Source organism: Paenibacillus sp. FW101-FHT12H11, assembly GCF_058790355.1.
In genome coordinates this window covers 457,408-483,580 of the sequence record NZ_JBYTCO010000006.1, presented here as the reverse complement: position 1 = coordinate 483,580, position 26,173 = coordinate 457,408, and the positions used below count along the sequence as shown (strand labels likewise).

Below are 26,173 nucleotides of genomic sequence, written 5' to 3'. Positions count from 1 at the left end.
CTACACATACGTAACCAAGTCATTTTTGCCAGCTTTTGAAGGAGGAACCCATGCCAACATCAGTCAAAATCTTCGACACTACCCTACGAGACGGAACTCAAGGAGAAGGCATCAGCTTATCTGTTGAGGATAAAATTAAAATTGCCCGGAAGCTCGATGAGCTTGGGGTTCATTATATTGAAGGCGGATGGCCGGGCAGCAACAGCAAAGACATCGAATTCTTTGAGCGTGTCCGCGATATGAAGTTCACCAATGCCAAGATTACCGCCTTCGGAAGCACAAGACGCAAAGATTCCGTTGCTTCAGACGATATTAATCTGAACAGACTTGTTGAATCAGGTGCGCAGGTAGCAACCATCTTCGGGAAATCTTGGGACTTCCACGTGCATACAGCCATTCAAACGACACTCGAAGAAAATCTGGCCATGATCTATGACTCCGTACTTTTTTTGAAAAGCTCCGGATTAGAAGTCATTTATGATGCAGAGCATTTCTTTGACGGTTACAAAAACAATCCTGAATACGCTTTGCAAACGATCAAAAAAGCCCAAGATGCCGGTGCAGACTGGATCGTATTGTGTGATACCAATGGAGGTTCGCTCCCTGGTGAAGTAACCGCAATCGTGACCGCTGTGAAGCAGCATGTATCAACGCCTGTTGGCATTCATGCGCATAACGACTGCGAGTTAGGAGTAGCCAACAGCCTCGCTGCCGTTCAAGCCGGTGCCGGACAGGTTCAAGGTACGATTAACGGCTATGGCGAGCGCTGCGGGAACGCGAACTTGAGCTCAATTATCCCTAACCTTCAATTGAAGCTGGGATACCACGTAATCACCGAGGAACAATTGAAAACATTAACACCGGTTTCCAGGTATATCAGCGAAATTGCCAACATGCATATGCCGATTAATCAACCTTATGTCGGTAACGCTGCATTCGCCCACAAAGGCGGTATTCACGTATCTGCCATCCTTAAAGATGCAAGCACGTATGAGCACACGAAACCAGAGCTAGTCGGCAATAAACAGCGCGTCCTTGTCTCAGAGCTTGCCGGCCAAAGCAACGTGCTTGTCAAAGCGCAAGAACTCAACTTAGACTTCGATAAAGAGCCTCTGAAAACCAAACAAGTGATCGAGAAGATCAAAGATCTGGAACATCAAGGCTACCAGTTCGAGGGAGCGGATGCGACACTTGAGTTGCTGCTGCGTGAAGCATTTGAAGGACTTGAAGAAATTTTCACTTTAGAATCGTTTAAAATGCTTGTTGAGAAATCCGCGAACCAATCCGTCGTATCGGAAGCCATCGTCAAGGTTAAAGTGCATGGCGAAACGATCTACACCGCGGCAGAAGGAAATGGTCCCGTCAACGCCCTGGATAACGCTTTACGCAAAGCGCTTATCCAATATTACCCGGATATCAAGAACATCCACCTATCCGATTATAAAGTTCGTGTCCTTGACGAGAAAGACGCAACAGCCGGTAAAGTTCGCGTCCTGATGGAAACGACAGACTTTAACACGACATGGAACACGCTGGGGGTATCCAGTAACATCATCGAAGCCAGTTGGTATGCGCTTGTTGACAGCTTGCGCTATGCGCTGATCAGCAGACAACGTGTTGAGCCGGCCAACAGAGAGCAGAACGAGCGACTTGGTTTGATCAATCACTAAGACTAACACACAGACAAAAGCTGCAAATTCGCCCTATGAGGCTAACTTGCAGCTTTTTTTGTCATCCCTTGATGAGACCCGCGATCTTCTTATCCAGTTCTTTTGGCGAAAGCACGTGAATAACTTCGCGGACGACACCATTTTTATCAATCAGAAAACTCGTTGGAATCGCAACAACCCGGTACGCATCCGCGTTCGTTCCCTGCTTGTCCAACAGCACCGGGAAAGGGTATTTATACGTTTCCACGAACTTTTTGATATTCTCCATTTTATCCCCAGGCGTCACATTCACCGCATACAAGTCAAACAGTCCTTCGTATTTGTTATATACATTCACCAGATCCGGCGCTTCTTCCTCACACGGACCACACCAGGATGCCCAGAAATTAACGAGCAAAGGTTTCTCGCGCGGACCGCCAATCGTGTACGCTTTTCCATCAAGCCCAGTTAAGGTAAACGAAGGGGCAAGGAAATTCACCTGAGGCGCTTGTTCTGTTGGCATTAGGGTCTGTTTATTCTTATGCTGGGCGTTTTGATAAATAGCTATCCCGGCTAATACGACGACCAATACAATCACAAATACATTCTTCTTCAAAAATGTGTTCACCTCCATTGTCTATATTATCTCCAATCCAGCCTAATTTCCAACATCGGCAAATCAACAAAGTATGCTTTCCCCATTTACGGGAAAAGTAAGTCTACCAATTGCGATGAAAGGAATAATCAAAGTGAACAAAGTTGCAACATCCAACACCAGGACCAAAAACAGATTTAGTGACCATGCCAGCAACGGTTCAAACAACCCATCAAATAACAAATCGAACAGCAAGTCCAAAGATAAGTCAAGCAAAGGCTCCATATGGGAATACATTGCGTTAGCAACAATTCCTTTGGTTCTCGTCCTAGGGAATTCGATGCTAGTCCCTATTTTACCTGATTTACAGGAAAAGATGGGCATCTCCCGCTTCCAAAGTTCCCTTGTCATTACACTTTTCTCGATTGCTGCAGGCGTCATCATTCCGGTATCCGGCTATTTGTCAGATCGCTTTACGCGGAAATCCGTCATCATTCCATCGCTTATCGTTTACGGAGCAGCTGGTGTTCTGGCGGGCTTCGGGGCTGTCTGGCACTCTTACCCCATCCTGATCATCGCACGTGCCATACAAGGCCTTGGAGCGGCTGGTACAGCCCCTATAGCCATGGCATTAGTTGGCGATCTGTACAAAGGCGGAGACGCAAGCAAAGCACTAGGCCTTATAGAAGCCTCAAATGGAGCAGGCAAGGTGGTTAGTCCGATATTAGGCTCATTACTTGCCATGATCGTTTGGTTTGCCCCCTTTTTCGCGTTTCCGATCTTTTGTGTATTAGCTTTGCTGGCCGTTATTTTCATGATTAAAGAACCTCCGAATGAGAAAAAAGCAGAACCTCTCGGCACGTATTTAAAGCAAATCAGAGATATCCTGCGAGAAAAAGGACGTTGGCTTATCCCTGCCTTTTTTGCCGGGGCGATCACTTTATTCATTCTGTTCGGCGTTCTCTTTTATCTATCTCAAATCCTAGAGGAAAAGCCCTACAGCATCGAGGGAGTCCGTAAAGGGCTCGTACTGGCCGTTCCCTTGCTTTGCATGGTCATAACCTCCTACACAACCGGCGCGAAAATCAAACAAAATGGCACTTTGATGCGATGGTTAATGAATATCGGACTGATTTTGATGACAGTCTCCTTAACATTAGCGATCTTTCTCAATACGAACCTGTATGTGTTCATAGGACTTCTATCGCTTAGCGGAATAGGCACAGGACTTCTCCTACCCTGTCTAAATACCATGATCACCGGTTCAGTAGAACGCGATCAGCGTGGTATGATCACGTCTTTGTACAACAGCCTTCGTTTTATCGGCGTGGCATTCGGTCCGCCATTATTCGGATGGCTCATGAATATGTCGCATAAAACCTTGTTCATAACAGTAGCCTCCATGGCTCTCCTGATGTTAGCACTCGTCTTTTTCTGCATCAAACCGAATGAAGAATTGAAAGGAAAAGCATGATATACTAGCCTCAATCTTAGTCTCATTTTAAGGCGGGGGCGCAGTGATCGTATATTTAAAAAAAGAACTCTACAATAAGCTGCTGCAATTCAGCCAACAAATGATGCCGGAGGAAGCATGCGGCCTCATTTTAGGTAAATCTACGAGCCCAAACGAAGAGCTTCTAGCCTCTTCGTTTGTTCCCATGCGGAATTGCTCCACCAACCCTCGAATTCATTTCGAGTTGAACCCGGCGGAGATGATTCCGTATGTAACAAACAACCAAAATCCTGTGTTGGGCTTATTCCACTCACATCCAACAGCTTCCGCGGTTCCATCCGCCGCGGACCTGCAAACCCTTTGGCATACGATTCCTACTCATTGGATCCTCTCTTTGATGAACCCAGATAGCCCTGAGTTAATGGTTTATCAAATAAAAAAAGCCCCATCGACCGGTTATCACAAACTCGCGTTTGTAATCGGTCAATGATGGCTTAAGAGGGCGTATAGATCACCCAGCGTATCAACATTCCTCGCTTTGATCTCCTCCATGAATCGAGACCACAGCTCTGCAGTCATCAAGGAATCCTCTAGGGCATGATGGCGCTTAGTAACGGGTATATCATAGGCATGAAGCAGGGAGTCCAAGCTTAAATTTTTTCTTTTTGGCATCAGCCACTTCGCAATCATCATCGTATCCAATACACGATGAGATAAACTGACCTTAGAAGTTCGCCAGAGCGCAGAATTCAGAAAGTTTTTATCATGCCCGGTTGCATGAGCTACCAAAATTCGCTGTTGGACAAATTCCAGAAAATCGCTCAAAACGCCGATCAATTCAGGAGCATCCGCTACCATTTCATTCGTAATCCCTGTCAATTCAATGATGTCTTCTGGAATTTTACGTTTCGGATTTACCATACTATAGAAAGTATGATTCCTCTGAACTTCACCACCAATGACGGAGACGCCGCCGAACGAAATAATTTCATCACCATTATAAGGAGAAAATCCTGTCGTTTCCAAATCAAAAACTACAATTTCCATCGAGTGCAGCGGTATTTCAAACAGGGAATCCTTCCGCTGTTCCTTTAACATCGAGCGAATAAAAGCCATCTGCTGGGCACTTTGCACATCAAACATGGAGGTTATAGCCGGTGTCAACCCCCCCATTTTGTACAACTGCCACATACGTCCGCCAGGCCGCATATCTTTCATCCCAATTCACCTCTCCCACACAAGAAAAATGTATTCCGATCCATCTAACCCTTTTCTCTCTCTATATGTGAAACAATCGACCTTTTAACATACTTTTGCAGTTCAATCCCGGCACGTAAACATTGTTTCAATTCCTGTTTGACTTCCTTGGTTAATTGATCAGCCGCCAGCCTCCCGCGGGTTGTGTACATCTCATTTTCTAATTGGAATGGTGTCAAGTCCCTGAGTTTAAGTGCTACGCAGAATGCCTCTAACCACTCATCAGCTAATTGATCTGATATAAAACCACTTTCCTTTAGTAACTTTATCCTTTGCAAAGTCGATGAGTGCATAATGCCAGCTTGGATAGCGAGTAGACGTATACCATTCACGATAGGAATATAAGCACCATATTTGATATCAAAACCACCAGCATCTTCGCCGTACCTCTCCGTAATCAACTGCCCAAAAACACCTAACGATATTTTGTGGTGGAGCGTATTCGATAATAAATCGTTCAGAATGCCCGAGTTCTCCCGAACATAGGTTAAAAACGTATCCTTCAGTTGATCGACCAAATTTTGCGATCCGTATATACACCGCATATCCGCCATGATGAGCAGGTAACGGATATTTTCCCACTCCGGTTCCCTCAGCCATTCCAGCATCATTTGGGTATACTCTGATAACGGCTTACGCCATTGTATATTGCTAGAAACAACATTACCTTCACACGGCGGGTATCCTAACGCGTCTAGACCTTTCAAGATGCATTCAACTAATTTAATAAAGTATTCTTCTACTTCTTCCTTTGGATGCTGGTCGCTTTCCCCATATACAAGCCCGTTATCCTGATCACTCCAAAGCGTTTGTTCACTTCGTCCTCCGCTACCGTACAGAATAAAAGCATACGGCACAGGCGGTTTCCCAAAGCCTTCATCTTCTAAAATGTGTTCAGCAAGCTCAATCGTTCTCTGTATAAAAGCATCGTGAACAGCGTTCACTTTTCGACCTAATTCAGGTGTATGAGAGAAAAGGAGATGCTCCCGAAACATCTCATGCACCTGATCTCTGGTTATTCGCATCTCATCGAACTGTTCCGATAGATAGATACGCTCCAGGATCTGTTCCATTGAGAGATGTTTCATGTTGCATCCCCTTTGCCCAAGTAAAAAGTTATGTGATATTAAACGGACACGCCGTTTTGAGCTGCTTTTTTCATTTGCTCTGGGTAACCGTATGAACCATGTTCAGACAAGTCCAGACCAATGATTTCTTCTTCTTCCGTTACACGCAGACCAACTGTAGCTTTAAGAATTCCTAAGATAATGAAGGATAAAACAAGTACGAATGCCAATGCTCCGAAAACGCCAAGCGCTTGAATACCTAGTTGGTGCAAACCGCCGCCGTAGAATAACCCCGCGCCACCGACACCAACTTTAGCAGACAGTTCAGGAGTTGCGAACAGTCCCGTGGAAAGCGTACCCCAGATACCAGCAATACCATGTACAGAGAAAGCGTAGATCGGATCATCGATCCCAGCTTTTTCAAACCATTGCGCCGTGAAGAAAGTAACAATACCCGCTACCGCACCGATAACAATTGCAGCCCAAGTATCTACGAACGCACACGCTGCTGTAATTGCAACAAGCGCTGCTAGAACACCGTTCAACATGCTAGGAATATCCGCTTTACCAAAGTACATCCAGGAAATGATCAGTGCAGCAACACCACCTGCCGCAGCAGCCATGTTTGTTGTCAAAGCGATGTAACCGAAGAATCCATCTCCCATTGCACTTAGCGTACTACCTGGGTTGAATCCAAACCAACCGATCCAAAGAATGATAACACCGAGAACAGACAACACTTGGTTATGACCAGGAATCAGATTTGGCGTTTTATCTTTATTATATTTGCCAATCCGTGGTTTTAACAAGATTGTAGCTACCAGAGCTGCTGTCGCACCTTGTAAGTGAACGACCGTTGAACCCGCGAAATCTTGCATACCAAGCTTACTCAACCAGCCGCCACCCCATACCCAGTGAGCAACGATTGGATAAATCACAACGGTGAACAAAATTCCGAAGATAAAGTAAACAGGAAGCTTCGCTCTTTCTGCGAATCCCCCCCAAGCAATCGCCAAGGATACACCTGCGAAAGCCAGTTGGAATAAGAATTTGATTCCGATAGGTACATCAGATGCAGATAGCGACCCGAATGCCGCTGTAGCTTGATCTTCCAATCCTGTAACGAAGAACCCTGTTGTTCCGAAGAAGGCATTGCCATCACCGAAGGCGAAACCGAAACCAACAGCCCAGAATGCAATGGCACATAGTCCGAAGGTTAAGATTGTTTTACCGGCTACGTGACCGGCATTTTTCATCCTAGTCGACCCTGCTTCTAATAAGGCGAAACCAGCTTGCATGAAGATAACTAAAATTGCGGCTAACATGACCCAAACGGCATCGATTGCACTTTGCAATTGGGGAACTGTCGCTTCATCTGCAGCAAATGCGAGAGTAGGGAACAGCAGAGCCATGACACCAAAAGCTAACAACAACTTCTTAATCATACGACCACTTCCTTTAATGTTAGATTAAATAACATGTAATGAAACTCTTAATGTCATTATATACAGGTTATATGGGTTTGACAATAGGATTTTCTCTAAAAAAATGAAAAAAACGAAAAATAACCTGACATCGAACAGGCATAATTCGTGTTTTCATTAATTTATTGTGAAAAATGTTAAGATTCCTATCTTTGAACCCTTGTCAGGTATGATAGCATAAGCATCACGTTTGACTGTACGGTTTGTAATCAGGTATCATTATTATATAGAAGGAATTTATTATATGACATTGGAGTAGAGGTGAATGAAACATGGAAAATGAGAAGCTATATAAAATCGGGGAACTTGCCAAACTTGCCGATGTTAGTTCTCGAACCATTGATTACTACACCAAGCTTAACTTGATCGAGCCCGAGAAAAGATCCGATACGAACTACCGACTTTATAGCGATGAAACTTTGAATCGACTTAAACGTATTGAAACTATGAAGAACGAGAAATATACCCTAGAGGAGATCAAAGCAAACTTACAGCAATGGAGCAAGGTATCCCAAGATGACACAGTGAGAGATAAGCTGACATCAATTCAGCTTCATCTTGAACAGTTAATGAAGGAAGCCAAAGAACTCGGGCCTATTATCCAACAGTTGAAGCCAAATCAGCTCAAAAAGCTCTATCGCATTCTCACGCAACCAACTGCAGCATGCATTGAAGCATTAATTGTTCTTCTAGGTAAAAATCCGTTCTCATAACGAATTACGGAGGCATGTGAAATGTTATTTTTTCACCCAATGGATTTTCTCATTATTATTGCATTCGCTCTTTCTTTGTGGGCTTCGTTCAGAGTTCGCGGAACATTCAACAAATGGTCTAGTGTCCCTGTCTACTCAGGCATGACAGGCGCCCAGGCCGCACGTCGGATGCTGGATGCCAACGGGCTCTATGATGTCCCTGTTGAAGCCGTACGAGGCACGTTAACAGATCACTACGACCCGACGGCTAGGGTAGTTCGACTATCAGAGCCTGTCTACTATGAAAGCTCCATATCCGCCGTTTCCGTCGCCTGTCACGAAGTCGGGCATGCGATTCAACACAAAGTACATTATCCTATGCTCGTTGCAAGACATTACATGTTCCCTGTTGTAAATTTTGCATCCGGTGTAGCTCCACTTTTAATCTTAGCGGGGTTCTTGTTCCAACAGATTCCATGGCTTCTCGGTCTGGGCATTATCTTTTTCGCAGCAGCCGTCGCCTTTCAACTGGTCACCTTGCCGGTAGAATTCAACGCTAGCTCCAGAGCCCGCGATTTGATGGTTTCCGAAGGATTCATCTCCAATCAGGAAGAACGCGGGGTAGCCAAGGTCCTTAATGCAGCAGCACTTACTTATGTCGCGGCAGCGTTAATCTCCGTGCTAGAGCTACTGAAATATATCATGATATTTACAGGCCGCAACAACGACGATTAATCCAAAAAAGCTCTCCATGCGCTGCAGCACAAGCAGCACACAGGAGAGCTTTTTTATTGAAAGTATTCTTGCAGAAAGCGTCTGAACACTTCAGCTACTAGCGGAAGCTTTTCACCTTTCCGGCTTATTAAACCTATAGTACGGGTTACTTGCGGATCGGTAACACGGATTTTGGCAGGCTGCATCTGGCCGCCTTCAATCAGCGCCATCGCAGGCAGCAAGCTGACCCCCATTCCCGCGGCAACTAGACCACGAATGGTATCTGTCTCTTCTCCCTCGAATTCGATTTTCGGGATGAAACCGGCCTTCAAGCATGCCTCCATGACAATAGAACGCAGCGTATACTCTTCACTAAACATAACAAAGTTCTCATGTTTCAACTGTTCAAGACGAATCGACGTATAATCAGCCAGGATATGATTGGCCGGAATAATCGCATATAATTCTTCCGTCAGCAGTAATTCACCTGTCACATGCTCATGGGACTCCGGAAATGGCGAAATAAATGCAAGATCGATCTCACCTTTGCTAACATCTCGAATCAAAGATGTGTACGTCCCTTGGCGAAGCCGGAACTTCACATTAGGATGATCCTTCTTAAAAGAGGCAACGACAGCTGGAAGTAAATTAATAACTAAGCTGTGCGGGAAACCAATACGAATTTCCCCCGCCTCCGGATCTAGAAATTCATGCATCTCACCAACGGCTCGCTCTAGATCCGTCAATATCCCCTCGATGCGGCTTAAAAATAAATGACCAACCGAAGTGAGATGCAGGTTACGCCCCTTTTGAACGAATAAATTCACGCCAAGCTCTTCTTCTAACAGATGAATTTGGCGGCTAACAGCCGACTGAGCCACATGCATTTCTTCTGCGGCTTGAGTCACGTGCTGCTTCCTTGCAACTTTCACAAAATACTGCAATTGTCTTAATTCCACTTGGATGAATCCCCCGACTTTTCTTACAGGATTACGAATCTGTCAACATTTTATGCATTTAAATTATAGCCTCACAGCTTCAATTGGACAACCTAACTTCAAAAAGCTTATAATGAAAAAGTTGTTAAATTGCATGGAAATCAAAGGAGGAACTGTTCAAATGGCTCAAGACCGTACTGGTGTTGCTACAATCAAAGGCAATCCAATCACCTTGGTGGGACCTGAAATTAAAGTAGGTGACAAAGCACCTAACTTCACTGTGAACAAAGACTTGATGACACAAGTAACCTTGGCAGATTATGCTGGTAAAGTAAAGCTGATCAGCGTAGTTCCATCCTTGGACACAGGTGTTTGTGACGCACAAACTCGCCGCTTCAATGAAGAAGCAGCTGGCCTAGGTGACAATGTCACTGTACTTACAATTAGCGTTGATCTTCCTTTCGCACAATCCCGTTGGTGCGGAGCAGCTGGAATCGACAAAGTTATCACCTTGTCCGATTACAAAACAAAATCCTTCGGTGAAGCATATGGCGTATTGATCAAAGAGCTTCAACTTGATATGCGTTCAATCTTCGTTATCGACGCTAACGACACCGTTCAATACGTGGAATACCTGGGCGAAATGACAGCTCACCCTAACTACGAAGCAGCTGTAGCAGCTGTTAAAAAATTAGTTTAATAGAAACAAATAAAACAGCAAGGAGGCCACGCTTCCCTGCTGTTTTTATTATCCTTCAATTTTATATTGAGCTAGTTTACGGTCTAATTGTTTGTAAATATCTATAATTGTACGGTAGTTGGAACCAAGGTCCCCCATTGAGCCTCGGGATGCTGAATAAATATCCACTGCCGTTTTGACGGGATTAATCGCGAACAGTGTCAAAGTAACATCCTGTGTTCTGCCTGTCATTGTTTTGCGTTCTGCGAGAATTTCGCCTACACTTTGGACTTCGTGGAGCAGCTTATAACCCGGTGTCTTCTTCAAAACTGCCGTAACCTCTTCCCATACCTGCTCTTTGGGAAGCTTGTAATACCTTGTTTTCAGCAAAGGATCTTTGGCTTTATCTCCGGTCGTTTCGTGACTGCGAAGTAATCCGATTAAAGTTCTCTTAAGCAAAAGCCTTTTCCCCCTTCAATGAAGTGCATTTAGACCGCTTGCCTTCTCTACACTGCTCTCTATATTACCACTGTTTGGGGATAAGAAAAAGAGGGAAAATGAAATCGGTAGGATTACTCCACAGTTATTTAGACAGAATTACTCATTAATTTCCAAAAAAGGTGCTATACAGCAAATAGGCATTTAGAACTGCAATTAAGACCGCTACGATCCAACTAAGCACAATCATCCACTTCGGTGTGATAAGTTCACCCATTTTTTTACGGTCAGAAGTAAACTTCACTAGCGGAATGACAGCAAAGGAAAGCTGAAGCGATAAGATGACTTGACTTAGAATAAGCAAATCTGTTGCGCCACTTTCTCCATAAATGCCAATCACAATGACCGCTGGAATAATCGCAATCATACGGGTGATTAAACGGCGAAGCCATGGTGAAAGACGGATATTTAGAAAGCCCTCCATAACGATTTGCCCGGCTAATGTCCCAGTGAGCGTTGAATTTTGCCCTGAAGCTAGCAACGCAACAGCGAACAATACACTCGCGGCGCCGGTACCTAACATAGGTCCCAGCAAGTGGTAGGCATCCTGTATTTCAGCTACTTCTGTACCTGCTGAGTGAAAAGCTGCTGCAGAAAGAATAAGAATAGCCGCATTGACGAATAAAGCCAGCATTAATGCTACAGTAGAATCAATCGTTGCGAATTTGATGGCCTCGCGTTTTCCTTGAATCGTTGGTTCAATTTTACGCGTTTGAACGATTGAAGAATGCAAATATAAATTATGAGGCATAACCGTGGCTCCCAGAATACCAAGAGCTATATATAACATAGCAGGATTGGTTACAATTTCAGTTGTCGGAATGAATCCCGCTGCTACAGCCGCGAAATCAGGTCGAGAAAAGATGAGTTCCATAACAAAACAAAAAGTAATAAGTGCCATCAAGCTGATAACCATGGCTTCAATGTAACGAAAGCCTCTTTTTTGAAGCATCAATACGAGTAGAACGTCAATCGATGTTAATATAACACCATAAATTAAGGGAATACCGAACAGCAAGTTCAAGGCAATCGCTGCGCCAATGACTTCCGCTAAATCACAGGCTGCAATTGCTAATTCACATAGAATCCATAATGCGAACGATACAGGTTTACTGTAATGATCCCGACAAGCTTGCGCTAAGTCACGCCCTGTTACAATGCCCAAGCGGCCAGCCAAGGCCTGCAGGAGAATAGCCATGAGGTTCGAAATTAAGATGACAGACAAAAGGGTGTATCCAAATTTGGAACCTCCCGCTAAGTCAGTCGCCCAGTTCCCAGGATCCATATACCCAACCGCGACGAGATAGCCGGGGCCTACGAATGCAAGCAGTTTACGTATGAAGCCTGCCTTCTTGGGTACTCGCATACTTTGATGAACTTCAGGCAAACTCGGCATCGAGGATTTACCTTTCCAGCCTTCACCTTCATGCTCAGCTTCTTTATATGCTATTGACATAGATATCTCCTTCTTTCGTAAGACCAATAATGTTGTCCTAAGGAAACATTTTATTTAGAATTATACTATATAAACCCATACTATGCTATAGGCAAACACTTATGTGCATACGAAATAAATTTTCCCATGGGAAAAACCAACAATGAGGAGTTAATTTCACAATGAAAATTCGTCCAATCGCCAATGATTCAGAATTGAAAGCAGCTCATAATATTGAAATGACCGTGTACACAAAAGAATCCGCTGCATCGTTGGATGCTTTTCAGATGAGGATGGAAGTGTTCGGGCGCTATTTTCTGCTAGCTGAATCCGATTCAAGTTCTGAGCAGCTAATTGTTGGTGTAGCCAATGGTGTGCAATTGAATCACAGCGACCTCTCGGATGAGAGCATTAAACAGGGTGTTGATTATGATCCTAACGGCCGTTATTTTTGCCTGCTGACGATCGCCGTACATCCTGATTACCAACGGCAAGGGATCGCCGCCAATCTCCTGCAAGAAATGATACGAAAGACCAAAGATGATGGTTTAAAAGGCATTATTTTAATGTGTGAAAAACATTTGATTTCATTCTATGAAAGAAATGGATTTCGGTACATTGGCCCATCGGCATCGGAGCATGGCGGAGTCCAGTGGTATGAAATGAATTTGATATGGCAATAGACGAAAAAAATCTTATCAAAAGAAGGATTTTTGTGTTTTCGTCCGAATAATATAGATGATCCATCTTTGTATATTTATTAAACAAACAAAGATAATGAAGGACTAATTCTATTTTCAACAAAGGGTGAATGCATATGTCGTATTTTATGGGGTTAGATCTAGGAACTTCTGCAGTTAAATGTATACTTGTAGATAACTCAGGAAATGTCATTGGGAGCCATAGCGTTGAGTATCCGCTTCAGCAGCCGCATCCCGGTTGGGCAGAGCAGCATCCTGAAGACTGGTGGAACGCCACCGTCGAGGGTATCCGCGCGCTCTTAACGAAAACAAACATCCCTGGCAGCGATGTTGCAGGTATTGGCTTTTCCGGCCAAATGCACGGGTCGGTCTTCCTTGACGAGGCGCAGCAGGTCATTCGACCTGCGCTGCTCTGGTGCGACCAGCGCACGGCCGAGCAGTGCGCTTACATCGAGTCGACCGTCGGCGAAGCCGAACTCGGCCGACTTACGGGCAATCGGGCGCTAACCGGTTTCACCGCGCCCAAGGTCATTTGGCTCCGGCAGCATGAGCCGGAGAACTACGCACGCGTTCGGCATCTGCTGCTGCCGAAGGACTACGTCAGGCTGCGCCTGACGGGCGCGTTCGGCATGGACATGGCCGACGCAAGCGGCACGCTGCTGCTGGACGTCGCGCACCGCAGCTGGTCGCAAACCGTCGCCGAGCGGTTGGAGATCCCGCTCGAGTGGCTGCCGCCGCTCTTTGAGTCCGGCGACGTAGCCGGCCACCTGCTGCCGGAAGCAGCCAGCCTGACCGGCCTAGCCGCAGGCACGCCGATCGTAGCCGGCGGCGGAGACCAAGCTTGTGGCGCCGTTGGTGTTGGCGTCGTCCGCCAAGGCATCGCGTCGGTGGCGCTCGGCACTTCCGGTGTCGTCTTCGTTCACGACGACACGTATCAAGTGGATGAAGCGTACCGGCTTCATTCCTTCTGTCACGGCGTGCCTGGCAAATGGCATCGCATGGGGGTTATGCTGGCGGCCGGCGGCTCGTTCCAGTGGTGGCGCAACCACTTTGCGCACGAGGAGCTCCAGCGTGCGCAGCAGGAAGGCAAAGACGTCTACGAGATCTTGACGTCTGAGGCGTCTACTGCTCCCTTAGGCAGCGAAGGCTTGCTGTTCCTGCCTTACTTGTCCGGGGAGCGGACGCCGCACCCAGACCCCAAAGCCCGCGGCGCCTTCATCGGCCTGAATCTCAGACACGGCAAAGCGCATCTGACCCGCGCCGTTCTTGAAGGCATTACGTTTGGGCTGCGCGACTCTCTTCAACTAATCAGGGAGTCCGGCGTCGAGGTGACCGAACTTCGCGTGAACGGCGGCGGCGCTAGAAGCCCGTTCTGGCGTCAAATGATTGCCGACATCTTCGGCATCCCTGTTGTCACCGTTAACTCTACAGACGGGCCTGCTTATGGGGCCGCCATCATGGCTGCTTCAGGGGTCCTTGGAGAGGACATCACCTCGCTTTGCGAGAAATGGATCCAAGTTACAGATAGAGTAGAGCCGAATCTAGATAATCAGAATAAATATGAAGCTTATTATCAAATTTACCGTGGCCTATACGGTACACTTCAAAACACTTTCCACCAATTAAGCGACCTTGCAGGTCAATCCTAATTGAACTAAAAAAGCGGTTGAACAGGAAACTTTCCTGATCAACCGCTTTTATTAATAAGTATGAAGACGCAAAGAAACCCGCCTATGCCGTCCGGTTTTTGTGCTTCAAACCCGCTCTCGCAGGTGGGTGTCCGCAGAAGTGTATTTGAGGTCCCCTTTCGAGGGCATGTCAGCCACACTTCGATTTAGGTCTCCCTAGAAACAGTCATTGGTTTAAAACAACTTAAAACCGTTACGTACATCGCAGGATTCTTTTGTAGTTCTTATTATAGTGCTGTACCGGCTGATAATCAACTGGTAGCTTTATTCTCTATTCTTTTCGTCATTTTTATGCAGACTAACCGTAGAATTTTTAGTTTCTGTTTCTTCTTCGACCAAATCTTCCGAGTTCGCTTCAGCTTCAGCCTCAGCTTCTTCAAGCTTCTGCTGCTCTTTCTCTTCGAGTTCCTGCTGCTTAATTTGCAATTTCGTGAAACTGCGATTAAACTGCCAGAATGAAAAAGTTGCCATAATGCTTCCCATGAAGAATACAACAAGGAAGAAATTAAACTTCGTAACACAAATGTAGAAAATAGCCCCATTACAAAGCAGCAATACGATGGAGTTGATTGGATTTCCAATTGAAATCAAAACGGAATTTTTCAAAATTTGAAAAATCTTCATATGCAGGTGAACCATGATGGAAAAGAAATTAAATAAGGAAATGATCATGATGACCGTGAATGCAATGAACAAAACGGCCAATATTTTGAGCGAACTTCCTTGTTTTAAGTAAAAGAAGTAATTCACGCTAATGATGACGAAGATGAGAACAAAGAAAATACCGCCAACCATACTTTGCACGTAATTTTCTTTATATCCGCGAAAAAATGTTTTCAACAGAGGCACATCTTCTTCTCCAGTAACCCATTTCCTAGCAACCGCGAACATCGCAGTAGTCGCCGGAAATAAAGTAAACGGTGCCAAAATTGCGATGATCGGTAACATGGCTTTCAGTCCATCAGGAGATGGACTAACCAAACCCATAAAACCAAAAAAGAAAACCGGAATTGAACACAAAATCCATAAAAGATTGATCACCGATAAACGCATGATCCATTCTGATATTTTGTAAAGTCCTCCCATTACTCCTCTAAACTCCAAACCCGCTTCCTCCTTAGCGTTTCCTTCAGGAAACTTTCTACGTTGATAGTCCATAAGTCATCAAAAAGCTTGTCTCGCCAACCTTGGTTTAATTATAGCCTATTTTTGAACATTAAGGTAGACGTCTAGTCATTCTAGGTTCTTCATCGATTGAAAAAAGGCGAAGATCCTTCAAGGATCTCCGCCATTATTTTGTGGGTGTAACCCCTTATTTATTTACCAAAGTGTCTTCGCTTTTACGAGGAGCTCTGGAACGATCGCGGTTGCCCGGATTGTTGCTTCCGTATTCACGGTTTCTGGAAGAGGAGCTGCGTCCTTCTCCACCTTCTCTGTTTGAACCGTAATCTCTGCCGCCATCTTTACGCGGGTAACGGGAGTTGGAGCTGCCGGAACCGGAGCCGTATCCGCCACCTTGGCGACGATCCCCTGAACCGGAACCATATCCGCCACCAACGCGTCGGCCTGAGCTGCGCACGTCGAATTTTTTCTTTCTAGCACGGATTGGATCTTCCGGAGTCAACTCGATATTCAGTTCTTTTTTGTCGCCTGTCAGAAGCTTCATAGCCGCTGCAAGCAAGTTAACAGAATCATATTGCTCAAGCATTTGAATAGCCAAACCTTTGAATTCGAATTGTGCATCATTTTGAAGCACATCAAGAATACGCTCAGCTGTCATTTTTTGCTTGCCTTCGATCGCTTCTGCCAAGCTAGGCAATGGCTTTTTGCTAATTTTATGACGAGTAACTTTCTCGATGAAGTGCAAGTGATCGATTTCTCTTGGTGTTACGAACGTCCAAGCTGTACCTTCTTTACCAGCACGTCCTGTACGACCGATACGGTGAACGTAGCTTTCCGGATCTTGCGGAAGGTCAAAGTTGATAACATGCGTTACGCCGGACACGTCAAGTCCACGAGCCGCTACATCCGTAGCAACGAGCACGTCGATGCTTCCGTCACGGAATTTTCTCATCACATTATCACGTTGATTTTGGGACAAATCACCGTGTAAACCTTCTGCAGCATAACCTCTTTTTTGTAGAGCTTCCGCTAATTCATCAACGCGGCGTTTTGTACGTCCGAAGATGATGGCCAGTTCCGGAGCTTCCATATCAAGCAAGCGGCTTAATGCTTCGAATTTTTGTTTTTCGTGCAATTCGATATAGGCTTGATCAATCAGCGGTGCGCTGACTTGTTTCGGGATCACCGATACATGCTCAGGATTACGCAGGAACTGCTGTGCCAATCTCTGGATGTTCGTTGGCATTGTTGCTGAGAACAGCATTGTGTGGCGCTCTTCCGGAACAAGCTTCAAGATGGATTGGATATCATCCATGAAGCCCATGTCAAGCATTTCATCTGCTTCATCCAAGATAACCGTTTGAACATCATCAAGCTTAATCGTTTTGCGATTAATGTGGTCAAGTAAACGACCAGGTGTACCGATAATGATTTGAGGTTTCTTTTTAAGTGCACGAATTTGTTTTACAATATCCTGTCCACCATAAATAGGTAAGGAACGAATGCCTTTGAAACGGCCGAGTTTCTCAATCTCTTCCGCAACCTGGATGGCGAGTTCCCGTGTTGGACACATAATAAGAGCAGAAATACGCTCTTCTTTCATATTAATTTTGTGGATTAGCGGGATACCGAAAGCTGCAGTTTTACCAGTACCGGTTTGTGCTTGACCGATCAAATCTCGGCCTTCCATGGCTAACGGAATCGTTTTTTCTTGAATCGGTGTGGATTCTTCAAACCCCATCTCCGTTACCGCACGTAGAATCGCCGGCTCTAAACCAAACTCCTGAAATGTTTTCAAATAAATTCAATCTCCTTTTGTACAGGGCAGGCTAATGCCTTGTATCTTTTTTACCCTTAAGTACGACTTCCTATCCGTGTCTATAGTTTCTTGGTGGATAACATTTCGATTCATCATCTTCCATGATCCAATGGGCCGCCCTTAAGAACATCTAAAGTATTATAGCACAAGTTATATGCACAATGCCAGAGGCTGCTTTCATGAACACAACGAATGATGAGAACGAAACCTTAAGCATAAGCTAAACGTATTACTGGTTAGAACAACATTCGGAACAGAGGAGAGTTTTCAATGTCCATATTTAAACGTGTAAGCAGCATTTTGCGAAGCCAGAAACAAATACCGGAAACAACCCCTGCCGGCAACCCGCTTGAAGACGCCAAAGTTGGGGATATTGTAAATGTAGACTTAGAGGAATACGTCATATCCGGTAAAGTCGTTTATTTCGACCGCGGTTTTGCTCCGCACCGCTACGCCTATTATTTGCAAAGCGGCAGAAATATTCAGTGTCTGATTGTGGAAAAAGGACGAACCTATGATTGCTTCCTATGCAGCTTTGTCGAAGGCGCACTCGATGACCCTAATGATGTCCCCACACGGCTTGAACTAGATGACGATTTGACGTTCGACTTGGAGTTTCATCGTAATGATGTTACGCGGACGGAAGGAAATACCGATTTCCGAAGTGGTGATGACATCATCTTCTGGCGCTACTTCGGCCCCGATCGCAGATTCTTCTTCCTTCAATGGCAAGATGGCAAGTTTATCGCCCTCGAAGGGGAGAGAACGCCGGGGAATCAGATAAAATTTTTGAAATCGACGCATTAATCCACCTGTGATATCATTTAGTCATACTCCAAAAGGAGGGTTTACTGTAAAGTGAAAAGATGGACCTCATGGCTTTCCTTCTTATTGATCATCGCCCTTCTGACCGGGTGTGGCGCTGATGCCGTACGATATATCAAGGATGAGTACCCGCTTGTCAGTGTAGAAGGCAAAGGCACTAACCTTTCTAAAGTATATTTGGTTGAAGGAAAAAATGTCCCTGCTGTTGCAACTGAATTAGCCGCGAAAGAGTCACCGAAAGAAAAAAGCAAGGAATCGGAAGATCAAATGTTCCTTGTTTATAGCGATAAAGTCATTAACATTCAGAAAGATCCGAATGAGAGCAAGAACACCCTGGTTCAGGTAGATAGTATTGAATATGCAAAAACGCATTATGATTCTTCCTTCTTACAAGGTTTTTTGACAGCGGCCTTACTGCAGAACCTCTTCGGAGGAAGCTGGTACAATAATAAAGGATCTTACGATTATCGAGGCTATACGAAGACACCGACCTATAATGCAGGCTCCGGCAAAGCGACTACGCCGGCTACCGATACCTCCAAGGATAAGAAACCTACTACGTCGGATCGAACGGGAACTTTCAAGAGCGGGACGGCAAATCCCAGCTCAGGCAGCTCCTCCACGTCTCGTAAAAACGACGGGTCAACACCTAGTAAGGTAACGAAGCCTTCAACCAGTAAGCCAAGCACATCAAAGAAAACAGGCTCCTTCAAAAGGCGCTAGTCACTTGGGAAAAGCTGTTGTCCACGAAATGGACACAGCTTTTTTATTTCTGTTTATTTTAATTGAACAACGGTTAAATAATGATTGAAGTTTTGAAAGAATGAATTATACTTGCATTATGCTGCATACTATTTTAGAGGTGATTTTTTTTGAAAAAAGCGCTGGATGCCATCATCATTTTAGTTGGCGCTCTGCTTGTCGCGGTTGGCTTCAATATGTTTCTCATCCCTCACCAGCTGCTTAGCGGCGGGGTGTCGGGATTCGCCATGATTATCGGGTATTTTACGAACTGGAACATCGGCTTATTATATTTAATTTTTAACCTGCCTCTCATGATTTGGGGAATGATTGTGATCGGCCGCAGATTCATTATGATTAGCGTTGCATCTGTCATTTTAACCTCATGGCTGATGCAGATCCTGCCTACGAGTTATGTGGCACAGGAGCCTATTCTTGGCGCGGTGTTCGGCGGCGTATTGATTGGGATCGGAAGCGGTATCACCTTAAGGATTGGCGGTTCCACCGGCGGCTTTGATATTGTAGGCTTGATTTTAACCCGCAAATTTGATTTTCCACTGGGTACGATTATCTCCGGTATGAACGGTATCGTAATTGTCGCTCTCGGTTATTTTAAAAATAATTGGGACCTCGCCCTCTTCTCCATGTTAGCCATTTATATTTGTGGGAAAGTCGTCGATACGGTACATATTCGCCATGTTAAGGTGACAGCGTTCATCGTTACGAAACAGAAGGATGAGTTGACTCATGAGCTGCTGCAGCTTCCTAGAGGCGTCACACTAGTAAAAACAGAAGGCGCTTATACGAAACAACAACATGATATGCTCATGACCGTCACAACTCGCTATGAGCTCGCTGAGCTAAAACGAATTATTAAGAAGATAGATCCAAAAGCGTTCGTAAATATCGTTGAAACCGTTGGTGTCGTTGGCGAATTCCGCAAACTGAAGTCGTAAATCGTGTAACCAGCCTCTTTCATCCAGATTAAATTGTGTTATAATGATTGTAATTTCATATAGTTCTGGTTTCATCGTGAGTGGTTCAGGCGTAGTTCTTATTCTAATCTTATGATTGGAAGGGTGATGCTTGTGGAAACAGTCAAATTATCCAGGATTGTAATGAAATTAACACCCGAGTTGTACCCCTTCTTAACCAGCTGTGAGCTGGACTCTGAGATCGTCCTTCGATTTGGTATCGAGGCGCTCGAGGCAGAAGATGTCATGGAGATTATTCAATTCAGCATTTCGGAACATCATAAAGACGCCCTTTATCATTAAGGGGCGTCTTTTTCTGCGAATGCACATTTTTTTACAACATTGTTATTCAGTTTGTAATAATTAGGCTATATAGGTTATTATAATAACATGATATAATAGTGCATAAAGATAAATTATTGGAGGTGTCTAGCATGGGAGCATTATCTCCTTGGCACATCATCTTAATCGCAATTGTTGCCCTTCTCTTGTTCGGGCCTAATAAACTGCCTGAACTTGGCAGAGGTTTTGGCAAAATGTTTCGTGAATTCAAAGATGCAACGAGTGGAAACGGCGGTAACAATACATCTGATGATCAGCCAGTACCGGCTCGTAAAGAGATCAATCCTGCTGAAGTGAAGAATGCAGAGACAGGTCAGATAAACAAATAATAAAAAGCACCCGGTAATATTTTTCTACAGGGTGCTTTTATTTTTTAACTTCTGCTGCGCATAACGGTTTGTGTTCCTAGGAACATCACCGCCGCGATAGCCGACATGACGGTCGCGAACACGTACATGCTGGCGCCTCCCCACTGCTCACTTAGCCAGCCCCCTATGGAACCTCCGATGATTCCTGCTAGCCCCATGAACACCATGGCAAGTATGGATTGCCCCGTTGATCCGAACTGCTCCGGCAGCAACCGAACGACATATTGTACGGCGACAATCCATAACACGGCGAAAGTGAGCATTTGTGTCACTTGCAGGCCGATTAACACCCAAGGGTCGGTAATCACCGAATAAAGAATCCAACGGATTGTATAAATAATCGCAACAATTCCAAGAATGGTCAGCTCATGATAGCGGCGGATGTAACGATTAATTAAGGCAAATACAGGAATTTCGCTGCAGGCCGCAATCGCCCATGCCCAGCTTACCATCGAATCCGTGGCACCCAATTTATTGAGATATAGGCCCAGTAGTGCATCATTCATACGATGCGGGATCGAAATAATCAAGATCATTAACATAAACCACAGGAAGCTTTTACTTTTAAAAATAATGCTGATAGCACTTAGGGTAATACGTTGCCCGCTGCTCTTCTCATCCTTAATAAAGGCTAGAAGCAGAAAAGGAAAAATCCACAATACCCAATAAAAATAAGGCATTTTGGCTACCCCGCCCAATTGATCCAGCAGCAGCCCCGAAATTAGTGCAACTCCCGAGAAACCGATGGAGCCCCACACCCGAACTGAGCCATAAGACATTCCACGAACAGCCGTTGACTTCACGACCAAATTATCAATGAGTGGGATTGATGGCAGCAAAAAGAAATAAAGCAGAAGGATGAAGCCTAATGTAAGTCCGAATCCACTCGTTAAAAAAAGCCCAATGCTGCCTAATAAGGATAGCACCCACAACAAAAATACGATATTTTTCACGGAATTGAATCTATCGCTTACATACCCCCAAAAGGGTTGAGCGAATATTGAGATAAAGGGGCCAATCATCATTAACAGTCCAATTTCTGCTGCTGTGTAACCTTTCGTTTGCAAATATAAGGGTAAATAAGGCATTAAGATTGCGCTTGAAGCATAGTAAAAAAAGTTAACTCCCGACAAAGATACAATTTGCTTATCAAGTTTCAACAACGACTACCTTCTTTCTACAACTCTCAACAAATTTCCTCTGTGCGGAGCTTGCTGCTTGCTTTATAATAAAGCAGAGAACAAGATTGGAGAGGACTTATACATCATGGAAATTTTACTTGCTTCACTTGCCCTGATTTGGGGCAATGTTACTGCCGCTAACCCTGACGCAAGCTTCGAGCAGCTCGTACAAGCATCTTTGGACGCTAAAAATGCCGTAGCAATCGTTCAACCAGCCCCTACAAACGATCCAACTGATCCTCTCGCCCCAGTAAACAAACTAGATCCGCAAAAAGACGCACCCAAGGTTAAAGGTATCTATGCGACTGCGCATAGCGCAGGAGGTTCCCGTCTCAATACACTTGTGAAGTTAATGGACGACACCGAGCTGAACGCAATGGTTATCGACGTCAAAGACGATTGGGGTTACATCACGTGGGAAACAGGCAATCCAGAGCTGGACGCAATGGGCACCACCCAGAAAATCATTGGCAATATGCCCGGTCTCATGACTACGCTTAATGAACATAACATTTATCCCATTGCACGCATTGTAGTTTTCAAGGACACCGTTCTTGCCAAAAAGAAACCCGAACTATCTTTTGTTAACCCTGACGGCACGGTTTGGGGCAATGGCAAAAATCCGCCGGACAGCTTCGTAAATCCATATAACAAAGAAGTATGGGATTACAATATTGCTGTCGCCAAAGAAGCAGTTAAGGCCGGTTTCAAAGAAATTCAGTTCGACTACGTCCGCTTTCCGGAAGGCTTCGAGAAAAGAGCAGACACACTCAAATACACCAAAGATGATCGTCCCCGCATCGATGCTGTAGCTTCTTTCGTCAAATATGCCAAAGAACAATTGCAGCCGCTTGGTGTACGTGTCTCCGTTGATATTTTCGGATATGCCGCATCGGTTCCGGCAGCTGAAGGAATTGGACAAGACTTCGAGAAAATTTCTCAGAATGTCGATGTCATTTCGCCAATGATTTATCCGAGTCATTACAGTACGGGCTGGTTTGGCGCTAAAGTACCAGATGCCGCTCCTTATGTGACAATTAACGGTGCATCGAAGGATACAACGAAGAAATTAGAAGCCATTGACAAAAAAGGCTGGAAACCCGTCGTTCGCCCGTGGATTCAAGATTTCACCGCCTCATGGGTACAGGGTTACATTAAATACGGCCCGCATGAGGTACAAGAACAAATTCGCGCACTGAAAGATAATGGCGTAGACGAATTCTTGCTTTGGAATGCTAATAACAACTACACACCTAATGTTAGTTATTAATCAAGGAAACACCCCGAGGCTATATACCTCAGGGTGTTTTGTCGTATAATCAAGAATATGTTACCAGATTTGATGCTAAGCTGTACACAAAAAGTTACACAAAAGCGAATAGCACTAACAAGAGATACTCTGAAGGAGTTGAAGTAATGAAAATTGTCGCCGTTACGGATATGGATCTGTCCCTGATGCAAGAGCAGATACCGCAAGATCTAAAGGGCCGCACTGAGTTCCATTGGTTTAGATCTTCAAAAGATGCTCAAGAGCATATTGCTGATGCTGAAGTCATCATCACGGCGGGCCGAATAAATCCGGAATACGCCACCAAAGAAAGAGCCCCTAAACTCAGATGGATGCAAACCTTATCCGCCGGGGTGGACAAGCTGCCACTACAGGAGTTGGCAGAACGCCAAATCCCGCTGACGAACGCGCGCGGAGTACATACGATTCAGATGAGTGAGTTCACGCTCAGTCTTATGCTTCAGTGGGTGCGCAAGTCCAACAAGCTGTATGAATGTCAGCTTCAGAAAGAATGGTATCAACGCATCTCCGTCGGCGAGCTTGCCGGTAAAACGCTAGGCATTGTTGGGGCCGGCGCCATTGGTGAAGCCGTCGCCCGCAAAGCGAAAGCTTTTGATATGTCGGTCATCGGTTTAAATCGTTCAGGTACGCCACAGCCTGGTTATGATCAAACGCTCAACGGCGATGAGGGGCTCCGCAGTCTGCTTGCCCAGAGCGATTTCGTCGTTCTGCTTCTTCCTAGCACTCCGAAAACACGAGGTTTAATTACGAAAGAACATTTAAGCCTAATGAAGGAGAGCGCCTTTCTGATCAATCTTGCTCGAGGCGATGTGATTGATGAAGGCGCATTGACGCTTATGCTGCAGGAAGGCAAGCTCGCCGGAGCAGCGCTCGATGTTTTCGAGCAAGAGCCTTTGCCAGCAACTTCTCCCTTGTGGAGCATGACAAACGTAATCGTCACTCCGCATATTGCAGGTTCATCCTCGCATTATACAGAGCGTGTATCCGCAATCTTTTATCATAATTTGCGGGCGCTCTTGGATGGTGGAGAAATGATGAACTTGGTGAACATTCACGAAGGCTATTAAACCACAAACGCACCTTCATCTAGCGGAATTGCTTCCGGAAGATAAGGTGCGTTTTATCGTTATTTGGCAGTTATCGCTGCCAAACCTCTCATATAGGGACGAAGAGCCGCAGGAAGATAGATCGAGCCATCCGCCTGTTGATGGTTTTCAAGTAGGGGAATCAGAATACGCGGTGTAGCTACAGCTGTATTGTTAAGTGTGTAACAGTAGTGAAGTTCGCCATTCTGATCCCGGTAACGCAGTCCGCTGCGACGTGCTTGAAAATCAAGCAGGCTTGACGACGAGTGCGTCTCGCCATAGGCATTACGGCTTGGCATCCATGTTTCGATATCGTACTGCTTATAGTTTTTGGCCCCCATATCCCCGGCACACACGGCAACGATTCGATATGGCAGCTCCAACAGATCCAGAATGTCTTCCGCATTTCGCGTGATCTGCTCCAACATAAGATTCGCCGTCTCCGGATCATTTTTGCAAATAATGACCTGCTCAACCTTCGCAAATTGATGAACGCGATACAATCCACGCACATCTCTCCCCGCCGAACCAGCCTCCTTACGAAAACAATTCGATACGGCTGCCAGCTGAACAGGGCCTTCCGAGAGATCTACAATTTCATTCGCATAGTACGAAACAAGCGGGCCTTCCGAAGTACCTGCTAACCATTTGTTCTCATCCTGCAGCTCATAGGTCTGATCCTTGCCTGTCGGAAAGAACGCTGCGTTCACCAGCGTTTCTTCACGGACCATCAAAGGTACATCCATGACCGTAAAACCACGATCCGTTAACAAATCGATGGCCAGCTGTTGAACCGCCCGGTGTAAATACAACCCCATACCTTTAAGGTAATAATTGCGGGTTCCTGCTACTTTTACGCCTCTTGGTATATCTAGAATGTCTAGATCTTCCCCGATTTGCAGATGATCGCGAGGCTCGAAAGGAAATGATGCAGGCTCTCTTACGATTTTCACGACGACATTGTCTTGATCCGTAGCGCCCTCAGGTGTGTCAGGCGAAGCAAGATTCGGCACTGCCAGCATGAGCACTTTGAACCTTTCCTCATAATGCGCAAGCTCCTCTTCGTCCGCTGCCAGGCTTACATTCCAGCTTCGAACCTGCTCCTTCAGCTTATCGGCCTCCGCTCGGTTCTTTTCAGCCATTAACGTTGCAATTTGTGCTGTAGCTCGATTACGCGCTGCTCGAAGCAAATCAACACGATGCTGCATCTGCCTCTTCTTCTCTTCTACTTCGAGAAGCTCTTCCAAGGGACATGCCATTCCCTTACGCTTGGCAGCTTCTTTCACCTGATCTTCATTGTTGCGAATCCATTTGATATCCAACATTTTCCGTCACCGCTTCCTTTTCGATTATGAGAAAAAGACAAAGAACGCCCCTGTCCGAATTGGGACGAGGAGCGTTCTGCTCGCGGTGCCACCCAACTTGATGACGGCCATATCTTGCCATCATCCGCTTGGTTCCGCGATAACGGGCGGTGCCGGTTTACTTAGAGAGAGTCGATGCTTATTCAGTCATCAGCCGTTCCGATCATAAACGTCTCCGAGTTGGATGCTCTTC

At 45.4% G+C, this 26,173-nt stretch carries 26 protein-coding genes and 1 other RNA gene; 15 read left to right on the top strand and 12 right to left on the bottom strand.

The features are described 5' to 3' along the window. Positions 1 to 50 precede the first annotated feature (50 nt). On the top strand, positions 51 to 1,670 hold the full coding sequence (cimA, locus tag AC3WTJ_RS22015; RefSeq protein WP_492523635.1) for a citramalate synthase: 1,620 nt from the start codon (positions 51 to 53) through the stop codon (positions 1,668 to 1,670). Between the two features lie 61 nt (positions 1,671 to 1,731). Here cimA and AC3WTJ_RS22010 read toward each other — a convergent pair whose 3' ends face one another. Continuing rightward, the gene (locus AC3WTJ_RS22010) at positions 1,732 to 2,265 is read right to left on the bottom strand and encodes a TlpA family protein disulfide reductase (RefSeq protein ID WP_492523634.1); all 534 of its coding nucleotides are present in this window, start codon (positions 2,263 to 2,265) and stop codon (positions 1,732 to 1,734) included. A gap of 133 nt (positions 2,266 to 2,398) precedes the next feature. Between AC3WTJ_RS22010 and AC3WTJ_RS22005 the strand changes: the two genes are divergently transcribed. Further along, positions 2,399 to 3,718 (top strand): MFS transporter, encoded by a 1,320-nt coding sequence (locus tag AC3WTJ_RS22005; protein ID WP_492523633.1) that lies wholly within the window; start codon positions 2,399 to 2,401, stop codon positions 3,716 to 3,718. Between the two features lie 43 nt (positions 3,719 to 3,761). Beyond that, the gene (locus tag AC3WTJ_RS22000; protein WP_492523632.1) at positions 3,762 to 4,187 is read left to right on the top strand and encodes a M67 family metallopeptidase; all 426 of its coding nucleotides are present in this window, start codon (positions 3,762 to 3,764) and stop codon (positions 4,185 to 4,187) included. Here the strand turns inward: AC3WTJ_RS22000 and AC3WTJ_RS21995 are convergent. The 3 genes from AC3WTJ_RS21995 to AC3WTJ_RS21985 are packed head-to-tail and all read right to left on the bottom strand — an operon-like array spanning position 4,181 to position 7,466. Then, positions 4,181 to 4,915, bottom strand: a complete 735-nt coding sequence (locus AC3WTJ_RS21995; protein ID WP_492523631.1) for an exonuclease domain-containing protein — start codon at positions 4,913 to 4,915, stop codon at positions 4,181 to 4,183. The two genes, AC3WTJ_RS22000 and AC3WTJ_RS21995, sit on opposite strands and share 7 nt — an antisense overlap. Positions 4,916 to 4,959: 44 nt before the next feature. Then, the gene (locus AC3WTJ_RS21990; protein ID WP_492523630.1) at positions 4,960 to 6,042 is read right to left on the bottom strand and encodes a DUF294 nucleotidyltransferase-like domain-containing protein; all 1,083 of its coding nucleotides are present in this window, start codon (positions 6,040 to 6,042) and stop codon (positions 4,960 to 4,962) included. 38 nt (positions 6,043 to 6,080) lie between these two features. Then, on the bottom strand, positions 6,081 to 7,466 hold the full coding sequence (locus tag AC3WTJ_RS21985) for an ammonium transporter (RefSeq protein WP_407871471.1): 1,386 nt from the start codon (positions 7,464 to 7,466) through the stop codon (positions 6,081 to 6,083). A 311-nt stretch (positions 7,467 to 7,777) separates the two neighbouring features. Here AC3WTJ_RS21985 and AC3WTJ_RS21980 point away from each other — a divergent pair, with 311 nt between their 5' ends. Both AC3WTJ_RS21980 and AC3WTJ_RS21975 read left to right on the top strand, forming a co-directional pair. Continuing rightward, complete coding sequence (locus tag AC3WTJ_RS21980; protein ID WP_127454568.1) at positions 7,778 to 8,218, top strand: MerR family transcriptional regulator; 441 nt, start codon at positions 7,778 to 7,780, stop codon at positions 8,216 to 8,218. A 21-nt stretch (positions 8,219 to 8,239) separates the two neighbouring features. Next, entirely contained in the window at positions 8,240 to 8,932 is a 693-nt protein-coding gene (locus AC3WTJ_RS21975; protein WP_127454570.1) for a zinc metallopeptidase, read from the top strand. A 53-nt stretch (positions 8,933 to 8,985) separates the two neighbouring features. On the opposite strand, the gene gltC is transcribed toward AC3WTJ_RS21975, so the two are convergent. After that, a complete protein-coding gene (gene gltC / locus AC3WTJ_RS21970; protein WP_492523629.1) occupies positions 8,986 to 9,870 on the bottom strand; it encodes a glutamate biosynthesis transcriptional regulator GltC in 885 nt (294 codons plus the stop codon). A gap of 160 nt (positions 9,871 to 10,030) precedes the next feature. Here gltC and tpx point away from each other — a divergent pair, with 160 nt between their 5' ends. Next, positions 10,031 to 10,549, top strand: coding sequence for a thiol peroxidase (gene tpx, locus AC3WTJ_RS21965; RefSeq protein WP_492523628.1), 519 nt, complete (start codon positions 10,031 to 10,033; stop codon positions 10,547 to 10,549). Between the two features lie 48 nt (positions 10,550 to 10,597). Here the strand turns inward: tpx and AC3WTJ_RS21960 are convergent, their stop codons facing one another. Together AC3WTJ_RS21960 and AC3WTJ_RS21955 are read right to left on the bottom strand one after the other, a co-directional pair. Then, positions 10,598 to 10,987 carry a DUF1499 domain-containing protein gene (locus AC3WTJ_RS21960; RefSeq protein ID WP_127454576.1) on the bottom strand — a complete coding sequence of 130 codons (390 nt, stop codon included), beginning with the start codon at positions 10,985 to 10,987 and terminating at the stop codon, positions 10,598 to 10,600. A 145-nt stretch (positions 10,988 to 11,132) separates the two neighbouring features. After that, positions 11,133 to 12,482: an Nramp family divalent metal transporter gene (locus AC3WTJ_RS21955; RefSeq protein ID WP_492523627.1), complete on the bottom strand. Its 1,350-nt coding sequence runs from the start codon at positions 12,480 to 12,482 to the stop codon at positions 11,133 to 11,135. Positions 12,483 to 12,643: 161 nt separating this feature from the next. Here AC3WTJ_RS21955 and AC3WTJ_RS21950 point away from each other — a divergent pair, with 161 nt between their 5' ends. Together AC3WTJ_RS21950 and xylB are read left to right on the top strand one after the other, a co-directional pair. Then, positions 12,644 to 13,144 carry a GNAT family N-acetyltransferase gene (locus tag AC3WTJ_RS21950; protein ID WP_492523626.1) on the top strand — a complete coding sequence of 167 codons (501 nt, stop codon included), beginning with the start codon at positions 12,644 to 12,646 and terminating at the stop codon, positions 13,142 to 13,144. A 134-nt stretch (positions 13,145 to 13,278) separates the two neighbouring features. Beyond that, positions 13,279 to 14,811: a xylulokinase gene (gene xylB / locus AC3WTJ_RS21945; protein WP_492523625.1), complete on the top strand. Its 1,533-nt coding sequence runs from the start codon at positions 13,279 to 13,281 to the stop codon at positions 14,809 to 14,811. A 71-nt stretch (positions 14,812 to 14,882) separates the two neighbouring features. Here xylB and ssrS read toward each other — a convergent pair. From ssrS to cshA, 3 genes are all read right to left on the bottom strand, one after another. Continuing rightward, a non-coding RNA gene (gene ssrS / locus AC3WTJ_RS21940) (6S RNA) lies at positions 14,883 to 15,064 on the bottom strand. A gap of 50 nt (positions 15,065 to 15,114) precedes the next feature. Beyond that, the gene (locus AC3WTJ_RS21935) at positions 15,115 to 15,954 is read right to left on the bottom strand and encodes a YesL family protein (RefSeq protein WP_407871465.1); all 840 of its coding nucleotides are present in this window, start codon (positions 15,952 to 15,954) and stop codon (positions 15,115 to 15,117) included. Between the two features lie 208 nt (positions 15,955 to 16,162). Beyond that, positions 16,163 to 17,770: a degradosome RNA helicase CshA gene (gene cshA, locus AC3WTJ_RS21930; protein ID WP_127454586.1), complete on the bottom strand. Its 1,608-nt coding sequence runs from the start codon at positions 17,768 to 17,770 to the stop codon at positions 16,163 to 16,165. 291 nt (positions 17,771 to 18,061) lie between these two features. Here cshA and AC3WTJ_RS21925 point away from each other — a divergent pair, with 291 nt between their 5' ends. From AC3WTJ_RS21925 to AC3WTJ_RS21905, 5 genes are all read left to right on the top strand, one after another. Continuing rightward, on the top strand, positions 18,062 to 18,598 hold the full coding sequence (locus AC3WTJ_RS21925; protein WP_315954173.1) for a DUF4178 domain-containing protein: 537 nt from the start codon (positions 18,062 to 18,064) through the stop codon (positions 18,596 to 18,598). A 51-nt stretch (positions 18,599 to 18,649) separates the two neighbouring features. Continuing rightward, positions 18,650 to 19,339 (top strand): DUF4247 domain-containing protein, encoded by a 690-nt coding sequence (locus AC3WTJ_RS21920; RefSeq protein WP_492523624.1) that lies wholly within the window; start codon positions 18,650 to 18,652, stop codon positions 19,337 to 19,339. 149 nt (positions 19,340 to 19,488) lie between these two features. Continuing rightward, complete coding sequence (locus tag AC3WTJ_RS21915) at positions 19,489 to 20,313, top strand: YitT family protein (RefSeq protein WP_127454592.1); 825 nt, start codon at positions 19,489 to 19,491, stop codon at positions 20,311 to 20,313. A 126-nt stretch (positions 20,314 to 20,439) separates the two neighbouring features. Next, positions 20,440 to 20,634, top strand: coding sequence for a hypothetical protein (locus AC3WTJ_RS21910; protein WP_079413795.1), 195 nt, complete (start codon positions 20,440 to 20,442; stop codon positions 20,632 to 20,634). A 131-nt stretch (positions 20,635 to 20,765) separates the two neighbouring features. After that, complete coding sequence (locus tag AC3WTJ_RS21905) at positions 20,766 to 21,002, top strand: Sec-independent protein translocase subunit TatA/TatB (protein WP_407871463.1); 237 nt, start codon at positions 20,766 to 20,768, stop codon at positions 21,000 to 21,002. A 44-nt stretch (positions 21,003 to 21,046) separates the two neighbouring features. Here the strand turns inward: AC3WTJ_RS21905 and AC3WTJ_RS21900 are convergent, their stop codons facing one another. Next, positions 21,047 to 22,204 (bottom strand): MFS transporter, encoded by a 1,158-nt coding sequence (locus tag AC3WTJ_RS21900; protein WP_492523623.1) that lies wholly within the window; start codon positions 22,202 to 22,204, stop codon positions 21,047 to 21,049. 103 nt (positions 22,205 to 22,307) lie between these two features. Here AC3WTJ_RS21900 and AC3WTJ_RS21895 point away from each other — a divergent pair, with 103 nt between their 5' ends. Continuing rightward, positions 22,308 to 23,492, top strand: coding sequence for a putative glycoside hydrolase (locus AC3WTJ_RS21895; RefSeq protein ID WP_407871461.1), 1,185 nt, complete (start codon positions 22,308 to 22,310; stop codon positions 23,490 to 23,492). Positions 23,493 to 23,638: 146 nt separating this feature from the next. Beyond that, positions 23,639 to 24,598: a D-2-hydroxyacid dehydrogenase gene (locus AC3WTJ_RS21890; RefSeq protein ID WP_492523622.1), complete on the top strand. Its 960-nt coding sequence runs from the start codon at positions 23,639 to 23,641 to the stop codon at positions 24,596 to 24,598. 59 nt (positions 24,599 to 24,657) lie between these two features. Here the strand turns inward: AC3WTJ_RS21890 and serS are convergent, their stop codons facing one another. Continuing rightward, the gene (gene serS / locus AC3WTJ_RS21885) at positions 24,658 to 25,941 is read right to left on the bottom strand and encodes a serine--tRNA ligase (RefSeq protein ID WP_492523621.1); all 1,284 of its coding nucleotides are present in this window, start codon (positions 25,939 to 25,941) and stop codon (positions 24,658 to 24,660) included. Positions 25,942 to 26,173: the final 232 nt, after the last annotated feature.